This is a genomic window from Neobacillus cucumis (assembly GCF_016908975.1).
GTDB classification, from domain to species: Bacteria; Bacillota; Bacilli; order Bacillales; family Cytobacillaceae; genus Neobacillus; species Neobacillus cucumis.
This window is the reverse complement of the sequence record NZ_JAFBEX010000002.1, coordinates 191,723-208,695: the sequence shown is the minus strand read 5'-3', so window position 1 is coordinate 208,695 and position 16,973 is coordinate 191,723. Positions and strand designations below refer to the sequence as shown.

Below are 16,973 nucleotides of genomic sequence, written 5' to 3'. Positions count from 1 at the left end.
TCCTTTGTTTCTATAATGTTGTAACATCAAATCGATAATCTTCAATTACCGTATTCGCTAAAAGCTTCTCGCACATGTCTTTGACTCTTTGTTCAGCCTTGTTTTGATCCTCACTATTAATTTCCAGCTCCATATATTTGCCTATTCGTACTTCTCCTACTTCATCATAACCAAGGGAATGTAGTGAATCTTGAACGGCATTCCCTTGGGGATCTAGCACACTTTCTCGTAAAGTTACATAAACCGTAGCTTTAAACACCAACACTACCTCCAATTCGTTGTAGAATTTCTTGATAAGCTTCTTCCACTTGTCCCAAATCCCTTCTAAACCGATCTTTATCGAGTTTTTCTTTTGTATGTGCATCCCAAAATCGGCAGGTATCCGGTGAAATTTCGTCAGCTAAAATAATCTTTTCATTTGTAGTTTTTCCAAACTCTAATTTAAAATCGACCAATATAATGCCTTTCGGTAAAAGAAAATCTTTTAAGATTTCATTCACTTTTAGTGCAGTGTTACTTATTTCTACTAAATCAGATTCCGAGGCAAGGCTAAGAACGGAAATGTGGTCATTGTTAATAAAGGGGTCACCTAGGTCATCATTTTTATAGTAGAATTCCACAATAGGCCGCGGAAGCTCTTTTCCTTCCTCCCATCCCAATCGTTTGGCAAGCGAGCCGGCTACAATGTTACGGACTACTACTTCAATAGGGATAATCACCACTTTCCGGACAAGCTGCTCTGTGGATGAAATTTTTTTTACAAAATGGTTTTCAACCCCTTTTTCCTTAAGTAAGCTAAGAAAAATTGTGGTAATTTCATTATTCAACGATCCTTTACCAGTAATTTTGCCTTTTTTCTCCCCATTGAAAGCCGTTGCATCATCTTTATACTCAATCCAATATTCTTCCGGATCAGATGTTTTAAAGACCTTTTTAGCTTTACCTTCATAAAGCTGTTCTAATTTTTCCACTTTTTTCTCTCCTTCACTTTTTTCAATCCCAGATTTGCAGTTCTTTAATTTGTTGAAGCAATTGCTCTGTTGATGTGCCTAAAAAATTGATATGGCCCATTTTCCTATTTTCTTTTGCCTCTTTTTTTCCGTACAAATGGAGCTTGGCTGTTGGTGGAAGCTGCTCGACTTTATCTAACACCTTACTCAAATGCTGACCTAAAATATTAACCATGATAATAGGACTTAACAGTGTGGTATCTCCAAGTGGCAACCCGCAAATGGCCCGTATATGCTGCTCAAATTGAGATGTCATGCATGCGTCCATCGAATAATGGCCGGAATTATGAGGTCTTGGCGCTAATTCATTTACTAGAATTTCACCTTCATTTGTAAGAAACATTTCAATGCCTATTAAACCTACAACTTGTAAAGAATCAGCAATTTTGATAGCAAGAGCTTCTGCTTCCCTCTTTTGTTGCGCCGTTATTCCAGCAGGTACGATCGACTGATGTAGAATATTATTGATATGGACGTTTTCAACCGGAGGGAACGTTTTAGAATCCCCTAAACTATTCCGAGCTATTATTACGGACATTTCCTTGCTAAAGGGAATAAATTTTTCAATAATCATATCCATGTCTGCCTTTTTCCATGTCTCTATGGCATCGGAAATCTCACTCTCGCTTCTAATTACCCATTGTCCTTTCCCGTCATAGCCTCCTTCAGCCGTTTTCATGACAAAAGGAAGGCCAAGGCTTTCAACAGCCCTACGGATATCATTTTCCGATTGAATGATCATGAAGGGTGCGACAGGTACCTCATAGGATTGCAACGTTGATTTTTCACGAATTCGATTTTGAGTTATTTTTAGAAGTCTACTTCCTTGGGGTACAAATGAGGTAGTTTCTAAAACGGATGCTACATCGGCATTTACATTCTCAAATTCATAGGTAATCACATCGGATGCATTTGCTAATTCTTTTGCAGCCTCAAGCTCAGAATAGGAAGCAACAATTTGACGGTCTGCTGTTTGTCCGCACGGAGAATCAGGGGTCGGCTCCAAAGTGATGAAACGATAGCCCATATTCCTTCCAGCAATTGAAATCATTCTTCCTAACTGACCTCCTCCCAAAATGCCGATGGTGGAACCGGGTTTAATTACTTTCATCAATTCATCCTCCTTACACAACTCATTGTTTAGCCTATCCTTTCTTAATACCTTTTACTATTAAAAATTCCAAAAACTTTTGTCATTTTATAATGATAGAAAATTAAAAAGGATAGAAAATCCCCTATCGCCCAAAATATAGAAGTGAAATGTACCGGGAGGCGGAAAAATGGATACTGAATTGAAAGAAAAATGCGGTGTGTTTGGCGTATTTAACCATCCAAAGGCAGCAGATTTAACCTATTACGGACTCCATGCGCTTCAGCACCGGGGGCAAGAAAGTGCCGGAATTGTAGCTAGTGACGGAAAATCCTTTAGGCATCACAGAGGAATGGGTCTAGTAACTCAAGTATTTACCAGGGAAATCCTGGATGGACTGAGAGGAAACATGGCCATTGGCCATGTACGTTATTCTACCTCTGGTGCAAGCCTGCTACAGAATGCTCAACCACTTGTTTTTAAATATAGCGAAGGAGACCTGGCCGTAGCCCATAATGGAAACCTTGTCAATGCAAGGATTGAGCAGAAAGTGTTGCAACAGCAAGGGGCCATCTTTCAAACCACAACGGATACGGAAATTATTGCACACCTAATAGCCCGATCAAGTAAAAAACATTTTTTCGAAGCTGGGCCTGATGTTCTGAAGCGGCTTGATGGTTCATTTGCTGTTTTAATCATAACGGATAAACAAATGTTAATCGGTTTAGACCGTAATGGATTACGTCCGCTCAGCCTTGGCAAAATAGGTGAATCCATCGTTGCATCCTCCGAAACCTGTGGATTACATGCAGTAGATGCCAAGTTCTGGAGGGATGTTGAGCCAGGTGAATGGCTTCTCATCGATGAAAATGGAATTCAAACCGGCAGATTCGCTGAAAAAGGAAAGGTTTCACTTTGTTCCTTTGAATTTGTTTACTTTGCCCGTGCCGATAGTGTGATTCAAGGAAGAAGTGTTTTGTCTATCCGCAAAGAATTAGGGCAAATTCTTGCACAAGAACATCCGACGGAAGCGGATGTTGTCGTCGCAGTCCCTGAATCAAGTGTACCGGCAGCTCTTGGATTTGCTAAAGAATCGGGAATTCCATATGAAATGGGCATTATTAAAAACCCATATGCTGGTCGTTCCTTTATTGAGCCTACTCAGGAATTGCGTGATTTGGCTGTCCGTCTTAAATTAAGCGCTGTACAGGAAATACTTGAAGGAAAGAGAGTTGTCCTTGTAGATGATTCCATTGTCCGCGGAACGACAAGCAAACGTATTGTTGAATTAATTCGGCAGGCTGGTGCAAAGGAAGTACATGTACGAATTAGTTCACCAATGGTACGAAACCCTTGTTTCTATGGAATTGATATGCCCACAAAAGAAGAGTTATTTGCAAACAAACATGAACATGAACGAGCGATGGGACAAGTAATTGGGGCAGATTCACTAGCCTTTTTAAGTACAGAGGGATTATTGACAGCGGTTGACGTGGACCTTGCAGAAACTAGTAATAGTTGTATAGCTTGTTTTAGTGGGGCATATCCAACTAATTTATACTTAAAATGAAAAAACAAAGAAGGACAATCTTACCCATTGTCCTTCGCTCATCTACGCATGTTAATATTGGTACCGTTCAACCTGCAAAAAGAGGCTGGTTACAAGTCATTAATATTGTGCCAAGCACCATTCTTTGGTTTCTTGGGTTGCAAAGGATGCTTCTACACTATTTAAAAAGATTTGCCGGTAATCCTCTTCGCTTAGATTAAATTCTTTGTTAACTAAATGGATTTCTTTTGACATAGTAGTATCAGATACTGTTCTGTTATCCGTACTAATTGTCACTTTTATTCCATCTTTATGAAACTTATATATCGGATGATCAGAATAATGCTGAACTGCTTTTGTTTGGACATTACTTGTTGGACACATTTCAAGAACTACCTGTCTTTCTTTCACTTTCCTATAAGCCTCTGCACATTCTTTAATAAATACTCCGTGTCCGATTCTTTCAGCACCCAACAATTCAACAGCCTCTAGGACGTTTTTACCTATCCCCGTTTCTCCTGCATGAATCGTGACTCTGTAGCCATATTCTTTGGCTAATGCGATTGGTTCTCTGAATCTTTCACAGAAACCTTCTTCTTCTGATGCACATAGGTCAATCGCGACCACACCTTTTCCTAAGAATCTTTTTCCCTTTTCAACCACCTCAAATGCGCTTTCTACAGACATTGACCTCAAGCAAGACAGGATAATATTACCCTTTATTTCGTAACAGCTCTCTGCTTCCCTCATACCCTCAATAACGCACTGAATAACTTCTTCAACATCTAGTCCTTTTAATGTGTGAAGTAACGGTCCAAATCTGACCTCCAAATATTTCACATTTTCCCTTGTTGCATCCTCAAACAGCTCAAATGTAATTCTTCTTAAACTTTCCTTGGACTGCATGACCAAATTTGGAAGAGAAAATCTTTTTAAATATTCCTCAAGGGAGTCACATTCCAGTGGAGCAATCAGCTCCTTTTGCAACTCTTCCTTATCAAAAGAGGGTAACTGGATGCCTTCCTTTTGAGCAATATCAATAATCGTTTCAATCCTAACGCTCCCATCCAAATGACAGTGAAGCTCAATTTTTGGCAACTCTAAAAAATTCATTTTGACCTCCAAATATAGTTTTTATATGTAATTACAGAAAAAAAATTCCTGATTACGAAGAAAATACAAATCATGTACATTCTTCGTAATCAGGAATTTCGGTTCCTGGTAGAGACCTCCAAACCATATTATTGGAGTTATACGAAATATATGGAATTCATAAATGCTTTATAAAGGATAATTAAAAAAGTTTAGATTGTCAATATAGTGTCTAATACAAAAAAATTATTTTGTTTATTTTAAAAAGAAGAGTTTATGCCAATTAAGAGAACTGCATTGGATGTCGGAACGGATAAATATTTATATTATGCCCGTTAAGCATAACTTGATATAAGATATAAGCAATAGAATATAAACAAAAGTTAAGATAGAATAAACAAAGGAGTTTATATGGTGCTAAAACGAAAAAAGGTAGAAAACAACTGTATTAAATACGATTTTTTTGGGGGGCAAAACAATTGGTTTATTCCAAAGTCTTCCTTATCAAAATGTAAGCACACTTTAAAAGAAAGGGGTATAATTTCATGCGCAAAATGCCATTGGAAAAGCGGGATATTACGACAAGCCGCTTAGTTTTGGGCTGTATGAGGTTTGGCGGCAGTTAGGATAACAGCCCCATTACAAAAGAAGTTATTGTTGAAATGGAAAAAGCAATTGATTTATCACTTTCGTTAGGAATTACGATGTTTGATCATGCAGATGTCTATGCACTAGGAAAAGCGGAAGAGGTCTTTGGCAAGGTATTAAAAGCTCGTGCGGATTTAAGAGAGCAAATGGTCATTCAAAGCAAGTGCGGATTCCGTTTTGCGGATGAAAGAGGACCCCTCCGATATGATTTTTCGAAGGAGCATATCTTAGACTCTGTTAATGGGATATTGAAAAGGCTCTCCGTAGAATACATAGATGTTTTGCTATTGCATCGCCCCGATCCATTAATGGAGCCAGAAGAAGTGGCAGAAGCCTTTCACATGCTGAAAACATCCGGAAAAGTAGGTCATTTTGGTGTTTCTAATATGAATAAAGGACAAATCGAGCTCATTCAAGCATATTGCGAACAGCCGATGATTGTCAATCAACTGCAAATGAGTTTATTTAAGCGGGATTGGGTGGACCAAGGGGTATTGGTAAATCATGAAGCAGGAAAAGCATCTTATTTTGGAGAAAATTTGCTTGAGCACTGTATGTTAAATGATATTCAAATTCAATCATGGTCTCCATTGGCGAAAGGAATTTATTCTGGAAAAAATGGGAACGATCTTTCAGAGGCTGAAATGAAAACACGGGAATTGGTAGCAAAAATGGCTGAAGAAAAAGGAACAACAAGAGAAGCGATTGTTCTCAGCTGGCTGATGCGCCGCCCGGCAAAAGTCCAGCCGGTAATCGGTACGACAAATTTAGAACGAATTAAGGATTGCCATGATGCGATTCGCCAGTCGGAATTCATGACCCGCGAGGAATGGTATTCCCTTTATGTTACAGCAAGGGGTAACAACTTGCCATAATGGAAAAATGATTAAAAAATCTTATGAACACCTCTAAACGACCGGAGCCCTGATTTTTTTAACGCTCCTGTAGTTATGAACCCTTCTTAACGACTGAAGCTCTGATTTTTTTAACAGATCGGTCGTTATAAACCCTTCTTAACGACCGAAACCCTGATTTTCTTAACAGTTCGGTCGTTATGAACCCTTCTTAACGACGGAAACCCTGATTTTCTTAACAGTTCGGTCGTTATGAACCCTTCTTAACGACCGTCGCCCTGATTTTTTTTACAGTTCGGTCTTTATGAACCCCTCTTAACGACCGAAACCCTGATTTTCTTAACAGTTCGGTCTTTATGAACCCTTCTAAACGACTGAAGCTCTGATTTTTTTAACGCTCCGGTAGTTATGAACTCTTTAAACGACCGTCGCCCTGATTTTTTTTACAGTTCGGTCTTTATGAACCCTTCTAAACGACCGAAACCCTGATTTTCTTAACAGTTCGGTCGCTATGAACTCCTCTAAACGATCGAAACCCTAATTTTTTTAACGCTCCGGTAGTTATGAACTCTTCTAAACGACTGCACCCCTGAACTTTTTAACAGTTCGATTGTTTTACCTCAAATTGGCTCCCATTTTGACATTCCAACATTTCTTAACTTTCTTTAGCAGTTTTTATTTTATTAGTTAAATATCCCAAACCAATGACAAGAACGGTAATAGCGGTTGGAATCAATAAATGTAGATCGTCTGGAAGAAGATTCTCGAGTTTTGGTTCTCCAACCATCATTTCCCCTGCTGTCCAAGCTAATATCCCTGCTCCAGCATAAGAGATGATAGGGTACTTTTCCATTGCTTTTAATATTATCTGGCTGCAAAAAACAACAAGAGGAATACTTACAATAACTCCAATTACTATCCCAGCTATATTCCCTTCAACTGCACCAGCAATAGCTAGGACATTATCAAGGGACATGATTGCATCAGCAGTAATAATCATTTTCACCGCAGAAATTAAACTTGAACCACCTTCTCGATGAAAGTCTTCTTCTTCATCTATTAACAGTTTTATGGCAATATAGACTAGAAGAAGACCTCCTACAAACGTTACGAAAGGTAAGGCTAGTAGGTAAACAATTCCTATTGCAAAAATAATACGTAAAATAATGGCTCCAAATGTTCCCCAGAAGATTGCTTTCTTTTGTTGCTTCTTTGGAACATTACGTGATGCCATGGCAATTAAAACTGCGTTATCTCCGCTTAATACAATATTAATTAAAATAACCTCCAAAAGAACCGTAAAAGACATACCAAAAATCTCCAACCTATTCACCTCTGGAAAAGCTAACTAAGAAATTATATTAATTTGGGCTTTAAAAAAGACCGGAGTTTTTAGAAGATAAATGAAATACTATATCATATTATAAGAATATTGCATAAGCACTTGATAGACACATAAACCTTATTCAATTTAATAAAAAAACTTCCAGCTAATAGTAGGCAACTGCCATTTCGTTAAATGAGATAAAAATTAAAGATCCTATACTTAAAGAAAGGTTGGATTGATTTGGAAAGGATTATTTTATTCGACGGTGAGTGCAACTTTTGCGACTTCAGCGTACAATTCATCATTAAAAGAGACCCAAATGGCCTCTTTAAGTTCGCTTTGCTACAAAGCGATATTGGTAAAGAGTTATTGCATAAATATAATACCCCAAGTAATATAGATAGTTTGGTTCTTATAGAAGATAAGAATTGCTATTTTAAATCAACCGCAGCCCTTCGAGTTTGTAAGAACTTAAAAGGAGCTTGGAAGTTACCGTATTTCCTTTTGGTTATCCCGAAACCTTTGAGAGATTTCTTTTATGAAATCATCGCTAAAAATAGATATAAATGGTTCGGTACAAAAGAAAGTTGTATGATACCATCTTCAGAAGATAGAAACCGGTTCTTATAGTACCGATACCGCCGGGAATCCGATTTACGTACCATAATTGAAACTACCCCTACCTCAACTATAAGCAAAAAGATCTATTTTTACTATTACCTCTAACTAGCAAACTAGCCTTTTCTCACTAGAACAAGTCGTTTGTACTTTAAATATATGAATTAATACTCCTAATATTTATCGAATCTTGTCACTTTTCTGAATAAGTATACAATTAATTTCCTTTGATTACGGAAATTGGTTACATCGAAACCGCTTACATAAGGGTGCTATAATTCCCTTAGCAAATAAATTTTACATAGTTTAGATGCCCTGTAATCAGAATTGGAGGAGAGGAAAATGAAGAAAAAGGAATGGATGAAATCAGTTGTAACAATGGGTTCGGCTGCCCTTTTGACTCTGTCAATCGGCACAGGTGCGTTCGCAAAAGAATTGCCTACTCAGCCCACATCCTACAAAACGGTCACTGAAATTGAGGATTGGGGAGCCGCCATTACAAAAGTCATAGTGGACTTGGGAAGACCCGTTCCGGTTGGTTCTGTGACGAAGGATACCTTTAATGTGCATGTGGCAAGATACGACAACCGTCTAACAAACCCATCCTTAGGGGAAGGCAATCGCGTCGTGACCAAAGCGTATGTTTCTGATAAAGACGGAAACCCAACGCAACAAATGGGTCAATATGCGGTGCTGGAGTTAAAAATCGGCCCAACTGATTCCTTAGGTGCCGGGTTAAACTACGCTAACGGTAGGAATGCATGGGTGGACAGTAAGTATACCATTACCCAGCAAAAAGACATTGTTACTAGTGCTGGAAAGGTTTCAGGGCTTACCGTCAATACATTTGCAGGCGGAACACGCGTATTGGTCGATGATTTCCATACAGGAAAAGCCACTTACGGTGATACAACCCTTTCCTATGCCGACTTTACACCGAAAGTGGACAACCATAAGAATCCGCTTATTATCTGGCTCCATGGCGGCGGTGAAGGCGGAACGGATCCAACTATTCCGATCTCTGCAAACAAAGCTGACTCGTTCGCATCTCAAGAAACACAATCATACTTTGACGGTGCCTACGTACTAGCTCCGCAAGCACCGACTTTTTGGATGAATGGTACTTCAGGTAGCGCCGATGGAACAAGCATTTATGAAGACGCTCTCATTTCTATGATTAAAGATTATGTTGCAAATCATAAAGATGTGGATCCAAACAGAATTTATGTAGGCGGTGACTCAAACGGCGGTTATATGACTATGCTGCTTACACGTGATCTTCCTGGCTATTTTGCTGCGGCATTCCCTACTTGCGAAGGATTGAACAACAGTAAGATTAGCGATGCTGATCTCCAAAACTTGATCCAAACTCCAACTTGGTTCATTGCGGCTAAGAACGATACAACCTTACCACCAGCTATCAACACCTTACCAACTTACAACCGTTATGTACAAGCAGGTGCGACTAACGTGCATTTATCTTTATTCGATGACGTTCACGACACGACTGGACTTTACAAAAATGATGATGGAACAGCTTATCAATATCCTGGACATTGGTCATGGATCTATGTATATAACAACGAGCCAACTAATGAAATCAATGGTAAAACCACCACACTTATGGAGTGGCTTGCAGCACAGTCTAAATAAGTAGAAAACCCTTTCCTCCATTGGAAAGGGTTTTATTTTTAACATCTCATTTCTTATTATTAAAACTAAACAAGTTCAATCATTTTTTGTTAATAAAACTAATTACTATGCTTTTCTAACTTTTTGAAAGAGGTCATTGTTTTACCCCTTTTAACTAAGAATACATAGGCGATGATAGACAACAAGCTCGTAGTGAAAATAATAACTCCGAATGGTACCGCAGAATATTCACCTGCAAGACCCACAAGTGGAGCACTTACAGCACCAAATAATGTTGGCATAACACCCAAAAGTGCAGCGGCGCTTCCTGCGATGTGCCCTTGCGATTCCATCGCTAATGTAAAAGAAGTTGGACCTGTGATCCCAATCGCAGCGTTTAAGAAGAAAAGCGGAATGACTAACATCATTAAGGGACCATGCCAAAAGACATTGATCAAGACAATCGTCCCAGATATAAAGGCTAGTGCAAGCCCGATTAGTAGAATACTATCTTCTTTTATTCGCCCTGCTAATAATTTCACAATTTGAGCCCCTAGAATTAAACTAATGCCATTCAAAGCAAAAAGCATTGAAAACACTTGCGGTGTCACATCATAAATTTTTTGATAAATAAATGAAGCTCCGGAAATGTAGGCAAAAACCCCGGCAAACAATATACCTTGAACAAGAGCGTACCCCATGAATCTCCTAGACTTAAGCAAATCTTTAAAATTCTTTAATAATCCCTTGAAATCACTAGAAACACGCCGATCTTCAGGCAGGCTTTCTTTGATTTTCAATGCTGTTAAAGTGGATAATAAGATTCCAAAAAAACCTAAAAAGATAAATATACCTACCCAAGGAGTAAAAGAAATGATGGCACTTCCAGCAAGTGGTGCAATCAACGGAGCAAGATTAAAAATGATGGTTAAGAGTGAAAAAAACTTTGTCAGTTCTAAACCACTGTATAAATCACGCACAATTGCACGAGAAATGACAATCCCAGCAGAACCTGCAAATCCCTGTATAAAACGCAAAATAATAAATAGCGTAATGTTCGGTGCGAAAGCACAAGCGAAAGAAGAAAGAGAATACACAAGCATAGAAATCAATAAAGGTTTACGTCTGCCATGAACATCACTTAATGCACCCATGATGATTTGACCAAAAGCAATCCCTAATATACAAGAAGTCAAGCTTGCTTGGACCGTCGAAGCCTTTGTCCCAAAATGGCCCATAATTTTAGGAAATGATGCTAAATACATATCAATGGTAAACGGACCAATTGCAGAAAAGACTGCTAATAGTATAGCGAAAGCAATCGAATATTTATTTCTCCTTAAAGCCAATTCAATTCAACTCCTTACTAATTTTTTAATACATAGACATCTATGTAATGTTGTAAAAAAAATTAAAACCTTTTCAGGACTATCTCTAACAAATATTCCAGCTGTTCTTTTTCGGTTTTCGTTAAACCACCATAAATTACCGTGTTTAACTTTTCTGATACCTCACTGAAAATCGGCTCCAGCTGCTTACCCTTTTCCGTGAGATTGATTAACGTTACTCTACTATCCTCCCAGCTCTTTACTCTCTCGACATAATTAAGTTTTTGCAACTTGTCGACTAAAACGGTTACTGTCGGTTGTGTGCGATGGATTTTCTCAGCAAGTTCCTTCACGGATAAGCCATTTTTTTTGTAAAGGCACACTAAAATATCCCCATGAGAAGGAGCGATGCCATCCACTCCGTGTTTGTTAAGTTCCGACAAAATCAAATTGTTTACTGCGTCTCTAATCTTTCCAACCATTGAAGCTGTATCATATTTAATCATGTTTACCATTATACATAGATATCTATATAATTTCAAGTTCACACTCCCATTATGAAAATTAAACTATCCTCCCTTTATAGTTGTTATTATAATTACCATTTCAATCCTGGTACCTTAAAAGAAGCTGCCTGGTTTTCAAGTGCTTGGACCTATAACCATTCCTGAAGTTCAAAGAAAAAATTTGGTAATGGTGATTTAAAAAATGATTTAGGAAAAAAATAAAAAACGGACGTTCCTCCCACGCAAAAAGTAGGCGGAGTATTCATTTGCACCAAGGACAACAAAACTAAAGGAGAGATATAAATGCTCTATAAAACAGCACAAGTTGAAATGGGTAAGGAAGCAGAAATTCAAAATTATTTAAACAACCTCGATCTAAAAAATGAATCCCATACATTGTCTGACGGAACTACTGTTATTGATATTGAAGTTCCAACTGATTCAATAGTAGAAGAAATTGAGAAATTGAAAGGTGTAAAAAAAGTAAAGGATACTGTTTTCTCTTCGGGAAGTTAAAAAGAGCATAAAAACGCTGCCGCCTCAGGTGACCATTCCATCAACGACAGGGATGAATCGCGGCTGGCTGGAGGAGCCGCCGCAAATGGAGGGGGTCTAATCTATAAATTTTTCACCACTTACACGTGGGCATTCTTCTTGGCAGGCGTTTCCTGTTTATTAGCAAGCTTATTTGTTATTATGATTAAAAAACAACACTCAACTCAATTAACGAAAGAAGAATTTATGACGTTATAGCCATGCATCGAAAGCAAAAACAAAAAAGGGGTGAAGAAGGCGATTTAATCATTGGCTTCTACCCCTGTAAGACAGTTTATTACATAAAGTAATTCTCTAACTAGACTTTTCTATTTACTGCTTGAGGAGGTTGTTCAAACCATTTTTCTTTTATCGCTAAAAGGATACCTAGTCCATAATACTTCTTCATATCATCCGATATTTTGCTTAATTTAGATACAATGTCCGTTCTTAGACTAGAAGTCATAGCCTGACTAATCATGGAAAAACAGAATATTCCCAGACAAGTATTCACAAAAAACAACATTAACTTATCGGAGAATGGGGACATCTCTACATCAGAAATAGTATAGTCCCCTGATGCTGATATCGGAATATTTTCTTTATCAAGAACTTCTTGAAGTGACTCTAATACTTTTTCGATCCCATCTCTACCTTTACTAAAATGTTGTTTTAACTCCTTTGCTTTCGTTAATTTACTAAAAGTAACAAAAACCATTTTTGAAAACTGTGCTCTATGGACAATTCTGGATAGATTAGAAATTTCAGCAGTATTTAAAGGTCTTGATCCACCAAAAAAACCATTGAGATATAACATGGAATCAGCAATTTCTACCTCACTATCTATCTCAATTTGTGGATTTTTCAAATATACCCCTTGTGATAACATTAAGTCTACAATTTCATTCTGGATTTTCACAGAAAAGGCAATGTTTTTTTGAAAATGTTCTCGCACATCGTTTCTGGTGCAATCTGATAATGCAATTGGATATGTACTCATCGATAGATGTGTAAGATCAAAACAAAAAAACAAAATAAATGTATCGGAAAATACTTTGTGTGCGTCAACCCTTACGTCTTCCTCGGTAAAACCAAGAGGAATAGTAAGATTGACTTTGTTAAAAATCTCCTTGAGTTCATTTATATTTTGTTGAGATTGATTTAACATCTTTTCAATCACTTGTTTTATTTCACTGTTTTCTGTACTTGCATAAAAATATTCAAAAAGCCTTAGTTCCATACTGCTCTTTAAATAGGAAGACCAAAGGTTTGATACTTCGTTGGCGGTTAATTCTGCAAAAGCAAAATTGTGATTTGTATGACTCATTTTATCCACTCGCTTCTAAATTAGTTTCTCCAAATAGTACATAGCAAAAATGCATTCTAATAGCCCTTTCAGAACTGTTAAAAATAGTTTTTCCCATTTACTATTAATTATTTTTTGAAAACCAAGAAACGATTTAAGGAGCATGAAAGATAATAAAAAAGCTCTACTTCTTTTAGAAGTAAAGCTAACTGTAGCACCATAATAGTTTCAAAAAGTGATAACTTTTATTCAAACATGATTTTTTTGATCTCTTCAATGGGCATATCTTCACCCGTAAATAGTTTAAAGGCAATGGCCCCCTGCCACAACATCATACCTAACCCATTAATGACAGTTGCTCCAGCCTCTTCTGCCAACTGTAATAATTTAGTTTTTCGAGGATTATAAACAACATCTGTTACGACTAAACCTTCACGCAGAACGCCTAAATAATCATCCACGATACTTAAATGGTCTAAAGGTTTCATCCCCAAACTTGTACCATTGGCTAGTATGGCACTTTCTGATACTTCATGTTGAAATGCTTCTTTATCTTCTAATGAAAAGATATTGGCTCGAACACCAAAATCTTTCATATCGTGGTTAATTTTTTCTACATTTTTTACAGCTTGGTGGAAGAAATTATCCTTTCGTGCAAAAATACTAATTTCGCTAATACCCGACTGGGCTAATTCGATAGCGATTGGTGTGGCAGCGCCACCGGATCCAACTAGTGTAACTTTTTTTTTGTATAAATCTATCCCGTGTACTTCAAGGTTTTTCACATACCCTTTTCCATCTGAGTTATATCCAATTAACCTACCATCCGTATGTACCACCGTGTTTACCGCACCCGTGAATTTAGCACTAGCATCTAGTTCATCCAAATATTTAATCACTTCCATTTTATTTGGCATGGATACATTAAACCCAGCTACATCGAGAGCTCTCATTCCTTCTACCGCTTTTTCAAGCGTTTCATTCCCAACTTCAAAGGCAAGATAAGAGTAGTTTAAACCTTTTAAGGTATAACCTAAATTATGCATTCTTGGAGATAAACTGTGTCCAATGGGTGTAGCAAGTAAGCCTACCAATTTTGTTTTACCATCAATTTTTTCTAAGTTTTTTTGAAAGTTTGTCATTGTTGAATCACCTTGAATTTTTTTTGATTATTTCTAAAACCGTTCTTAATTCAGTAACTGGAATTTGTCCAGGTGCAGATTTTTCTTTCCCTGCAGCAAATGTACATGCTGAGCCAAATACTTCACCTGCTAGTCTACTGATCAAGCCGTCTTCGCCCATTGACATGGTAATAATGGGACGATCCGCATATTTTGTTTTCATTGTGGTGGTAGCATCAAGTAAAGTGATAACATCCTCCATACTATTCGGCATCACGGCCATTTTAGGAATATGTGCTCCTAGTTCTTGCATTTTACGAAGTCGATCAATTATTTCCTCTTTATTTGGAGTCTTATGAAAATCATGATTAGACATTACCACAAAAATACCATTCTCATCAGCTAAATCTACGAGTTCTTTGACAACAGAATCACCTGTAAACAATTCAATATCAATAAGATCTATATTCTTTGCCTTTATGACAGCTTGTATCAATTCTTGATAATGGCTATCTGAAATCTTTTTATTCCCACCTTCTTTATGACTTCTGAATGTAAATAAAAGAAGCGAATCCGTCACAAGGCTTCTTAATTCGGACAGTATTTGTTGAACAGCTTCTATGTTTTCGACATGTGCAAACATATCTACCCGCCATTCAATAATATCAGGGGTTAACTTTTTTACTTCGTTTAACTCTTGAAGAAGTTGTTCCTTTGTCTTACCCATTAATGGGATAATAATCTTTGGTATCCCCTCCCCAATTACCTTATTTTTAATCGTAATGGTTTTCATAAAAAATTTCCCTCCGTTTATTTGTTCGATTAATCGAAAGTTGATTAGTTGTATAACATCTTTAATTCAATAAAGAGAGCCGATACTGGAGTTGTAAACCGCAGAAAAGGCTCTTTTTAACTGATCGTTATGACTATTCAAAATGATTGGAAAAGGTTGAAACTCCTTTTTATTTGCAAATCATTAGTTAGCCTTTTGTTTAGTAGTCATTTCACGATTGCTAGATGTGTCGTAATCAGGACTTTCAATCGGTTCTAGATCTGTCAGAAGGAAGGTATAGCTTATAATACCTACGACAAGAATAACGGCCGCTAAAAGAAATGCGTACATAAAGGAACCTGTGGCTTGTACGATAAATCCAGTCGTGATGGGTGCTACGATTGCCATGGCATTGTTTCCAAAAGTGAGAATCCCTGTCAACGTTCCCGTCGTTCCCTTAGGAGCAATAAAGGTTGGAATGGAATAAGCAACTGCTGATGTCACCACAAGACCTCCGAGTGCCAATGAAATAAAAAATACAGCAACATTTGCACTATGAGTAAATGCAGCTCCAATAATAGATAAACCGAAAAGCAAACCGATCACTAAAAATGTTTTGCTCACACGGGTACGATTGTAACCCTTTTCGATTAATCGATCCACTAGCCAGCCACCAATCACAATTTCTGTTAACGTGCCGACAATCCATGGAATCGCTGAATACCAGCCAGATTTTAAAATGGACATGTGCATCTCCGTTGCAAGATATCCCGGAAGCCATGTTAGAAATAAAAACCATGAATATCCATATGCAGCAAACCCAATAAATACGGCCCATACTTTTCGTTTTGACAAAAGGTAACGTATATTTTGCATTGCATTGCCTGGTGCTTCTTCTGAACTTTGTGAACCGCCCTCCATTATGTATGTATATTCCTCTTTTGTCAGGCGTTTATCTTCATGGGGCTCACGATACCAGATAAAGTACACAAGTGCATAGAGGAAACTAAGAATAGCTGTTGCCATAAAACCGCCGCGCCATCCCCATTCGGTCACGATCAAGGCTATGATAGGTGCACCAATTGCATTGGACAATTTAGACATCGCATCATAGGAAGCGATTGCCTTTGAACGCTCTCCTCTCGGAACCCATTGGCCCACTGCCTTGGCAGCTGCCGGGAAATATGGCGCCTCTCCAACACCCAATAAGACCCTTGATAAGATAATCAATCCCCATCCATTCGCAACAGCCGTTAATAAGCAAGCGAGGGTCCATATCATGGTAGCCACACGTGTTACCCATTTAACCCCTATCTTGTCCAATAAGGGTCCTACAGGAAGTTGAAGAATGGCATAGGACCATGCAAATGCTGATAAAAAAATCCCTACCTGACCTGGCGACAAATGAAATTCCTTTTGCATTAATGGCATTGCGATTGACATATTGGTTCGATCAAAGTAATTCACAATCACACCCACAGCAATTAAGAGTACGATTGACCAACGATGTTTTTTCATCCTTTTCCCCCTTGATATCATGATTCAGAAGGATACGCTTTCATTTTTATGAAATAAAAACCTTGATT

The 16,973-nt window shown here is 37.9% G+C and carries 15 protein-coding genes, 1 pseudogene and 1 riboswitch; of the genes and pseudogenes, 5 read left to right on the top strand and 11 right to left on the bottom strand.

The window, feature by feature from the left end; genetic code table 11:
- Window positions 1-10: 10 nt before the first annotated feature.
- The 3 genes from purS to purK are packed head-to-tail and all read right to left on the bottom strand — an operon-like array spanning window position 11 to window position 2,121.
- Window positions 11-259 carry a phosphoribosylformylglycinamidine synthase subunit PurS gene (gene purS / locus JOC76_RS03145; RefSeq protein ID WP_205176000.1) on the bottom strand — a complete coding sequence of 83 codons (249 nt, stop codon included), beginning with the start codon at window positions 257-259 and terminating at the stop codon, window positions 11-13.
- Complete coding sequence (purC, locus tag JOC76_RS03140; protein ID WP_205175999.1) at window positions 252-971, bottom strand: phosphoribosylaminoimidazolesuccinocarboxamide synthase; 720 nt, start codon at window positions 969-971, stop codon at window positions 252-254. Before purC ends, purS begins: the two co-directional genes overlap by 8 nt.
- A gap of 22 nt (window positions 972-993) precedes the next feature.
- Window positions 994-2,121 carry a 5-(carboxyamino)imidazole ribonucleotide synthase gene (gene purK / locus JOC76_RS03135; protein WP_205175998.1) on the bottom strand — a complete coding sequence of 376 codons (1,128 nt, stop codon included), beginning with the start codon at window positions 2,119-2,121 and terminating at the stop codon, window positions 994-996.
- A gap of 169 nt (window positions 2,122-2,290) precedes the next feature.
- Between purK and purF the strand changes: the two genes are divergently transcribed.
- The gene (gene purF, locus JOC76_RS03130; protein ID WP_205175997.1) at window positions 2,291-3,670 is read left to right on the top strand and encodes an amidophosphoribosyltransferase; all 1,380 of its coding nucleotides are present in this window, start codon (window positions 2,291-2,293) and stop codon (window positions 3,668-3,670) included.
- A gap of 99 nt (window positions 3,671-3,769) precedes the next feature.
- Here the strand turns inward: purF and add are convergent, their stop codons facing one another.
- Window positions 3,770-4,762, bottom strand: coding sequence for an adenosine deaminase (gene add / locus JOC76_RS03125; protein WP_205175996.1), 993 nt, complete (start codon window positions 4,760-4,762; stop codon window positions 3,770-3,772).
- A gap of 66 nt (window positions 4,763-4,828) precedes the next feature.
- Window positions 4,829-4,927: riboswitch (purine riboswitch) on the bottom strand.
- 359 nt (window positions 4,928-5,286) lie between these two features.
- Here add and JOC76_RS03120 point away from each other — a divergent pair.
- A pseudogene (locus tag JOC76_RS03120) lies at window positions 5,287-6,264 on the top strand (aldo/keto reductase).
- A gap of 634 nt (window positions 6,265-6,898) precedes the next feature.
- On the opposite strand, the gene JOC76_RS03115 reads toward JOC76_RS03120, so the two are convergent.
- Window positions 6,899-7,552, bottom strand: a complete 654-nt coding sequence (locus JOC76_RS03115) for a TerC family protein (RefSeq protein WP_205175995.1) — start codon at window positions 7,550-7,552, stop codon at window positions 6,899-6,901.
- 258 nt (window positions 7,553-7,810) lie between these two features.
- On the opposite strand from JOC76_RS03115, the gene JOC76_RS03110 reads away from it, so the two are divergent.
- Complete coding sequence (locus JOC76_RS03110) at window positions 7,811-8,200, top strand: thiol-disulfide oxidoreductase DCC family protein (protein ID WP_205175994.1); 390 nt, start codon at window positions 7,811-7,813, stop codon at window positions 8,198-8,200.
- Between the two features lie 330 nt (window positions 8,201-8,530).
- Window positions 8,531-9,841: a prolyl oligopeptidase family serine peptidase gene (locus JOC76_RS03105; RefSeq protein ID WP_205175992.1), complete on the top strand. Its 1,311-nt coding sequence runs from the start codon at window positions 8,531-8,533 to the stop codon at window positions 9,839-9,841.
- A gap of 98 nt (window positions 9,842-9,939) precedes the next feature.
- Here JOC76_RS03105 and JOC76_RS03100 read toward each other — a convergent pair whose 3' ends face one another.
- Window positions 9,940-11,169 carry a multidrug effflux MFS transporter gene (locus JOC76_RS03100; protein WP_205175990.1) on the bottom strand — a complete coding sequence of 410 codons (1,230 nt, stop codon included), beginning with the start codon at window positions 11,167-11,169 and terminating at the stop codon, window positions 9,940-9,942.
- A 62-nt stretch (window positions 11,170-11,231) separates the two neighbouring features.
- The gene (locus tag JOC76_RS03095) at window positions 11,232-11,663 is read right to left on the bottom strand and encodes a MarR family winged helix-turn-helix transcriptional regulator (protein WP_307784680.1); all 432 of its coding nucleotides are present in this window, start codon (window positions 11,661-11,663) and stop codon (window positions 11,232-11,234) included.
- A gap of 294 nt (window positions 11,664-11,957) precedes the next feature.
- Here JOC76_RS03095 and JOC76_RS03090 point away from each other — a divergent pair, with 294 nt between their 5' ends.
- On the top strand, window positions 11,958-12,170 hold the full coding sequence (locus tag JOC76_RS03090) for a hypothetical protein (protein ID WP_205175988.1): 213 nt from the start codon (window positions 11,958-11,960) through the stop codon (window positions 12,168-12,170).
- 337 nt (window positions 12,171-12,507) lie between these two features.
- Here the strand turns inward: JOC76_RS03090 and JOC76_RS03085 are convergent, their stop codons facing one another.
- The 4 genes from JOC76_RS03085 to JOC76_RS03070 all read right to left on the bottom strand — a co-directional run bounded on the left by JOC76_RS03085 (window position 12,508) and on the right by JOC76_RS03070 (window position 16,905).
- Complete coding sequence (locus JOC76_RS03085; RefSeq protein WP_205175986.1) at window positions 12,508-13,515, bottom strand: DUF3231 family protein; 1,008 nt, start codon at window positions 13,513-13,515, stop codon at window positions 12,508-12,510.
- A gap of 224 nt (window positions 13,516-13,739) precedes the next feature.
- Window positions 13,740-14,636, bottom strand: coding sequence for a quinate/shikimate dehydrogenase (locus JOC76_RS03080; RefSeq protein WP_205175983.1), 897 nt, complete (start codon window positions 14,634-14,636; stop codon window positions 13,740-13,742).
- A 7-nt stretch (window positions 14,637-14,643) separates the two neighbouring features.
- Window positions 14,644-15,408: a type I 3-dehydroquinate dehydratase gene (aroD, locus tag JOC76_RS03075; protein ID WP_205175975.1), complete on the bottom strand. Its 765-nt coding sequence runs from the start codon at window positions 15,406-15,408 to the stop codon at window positions 14,644-14,646.
- Window positions 15,409-15,591: 183 nt separating this feature from the next.
- Window positions 15,592-16,905 carry an MFS transporter gene (locus tag JOC76_RS03070; protein WP_205175973.1) on the bottom strand — a complete coding sequence of 438 codons (1,314 nt, stop codon included), beginning with the start codon at window positions 16,903-16,905 and terminating at the stop codon, window positions 15,592-15,594.
- Window positions 16,906-16,973: the final 68 nt, after the last annotated feature.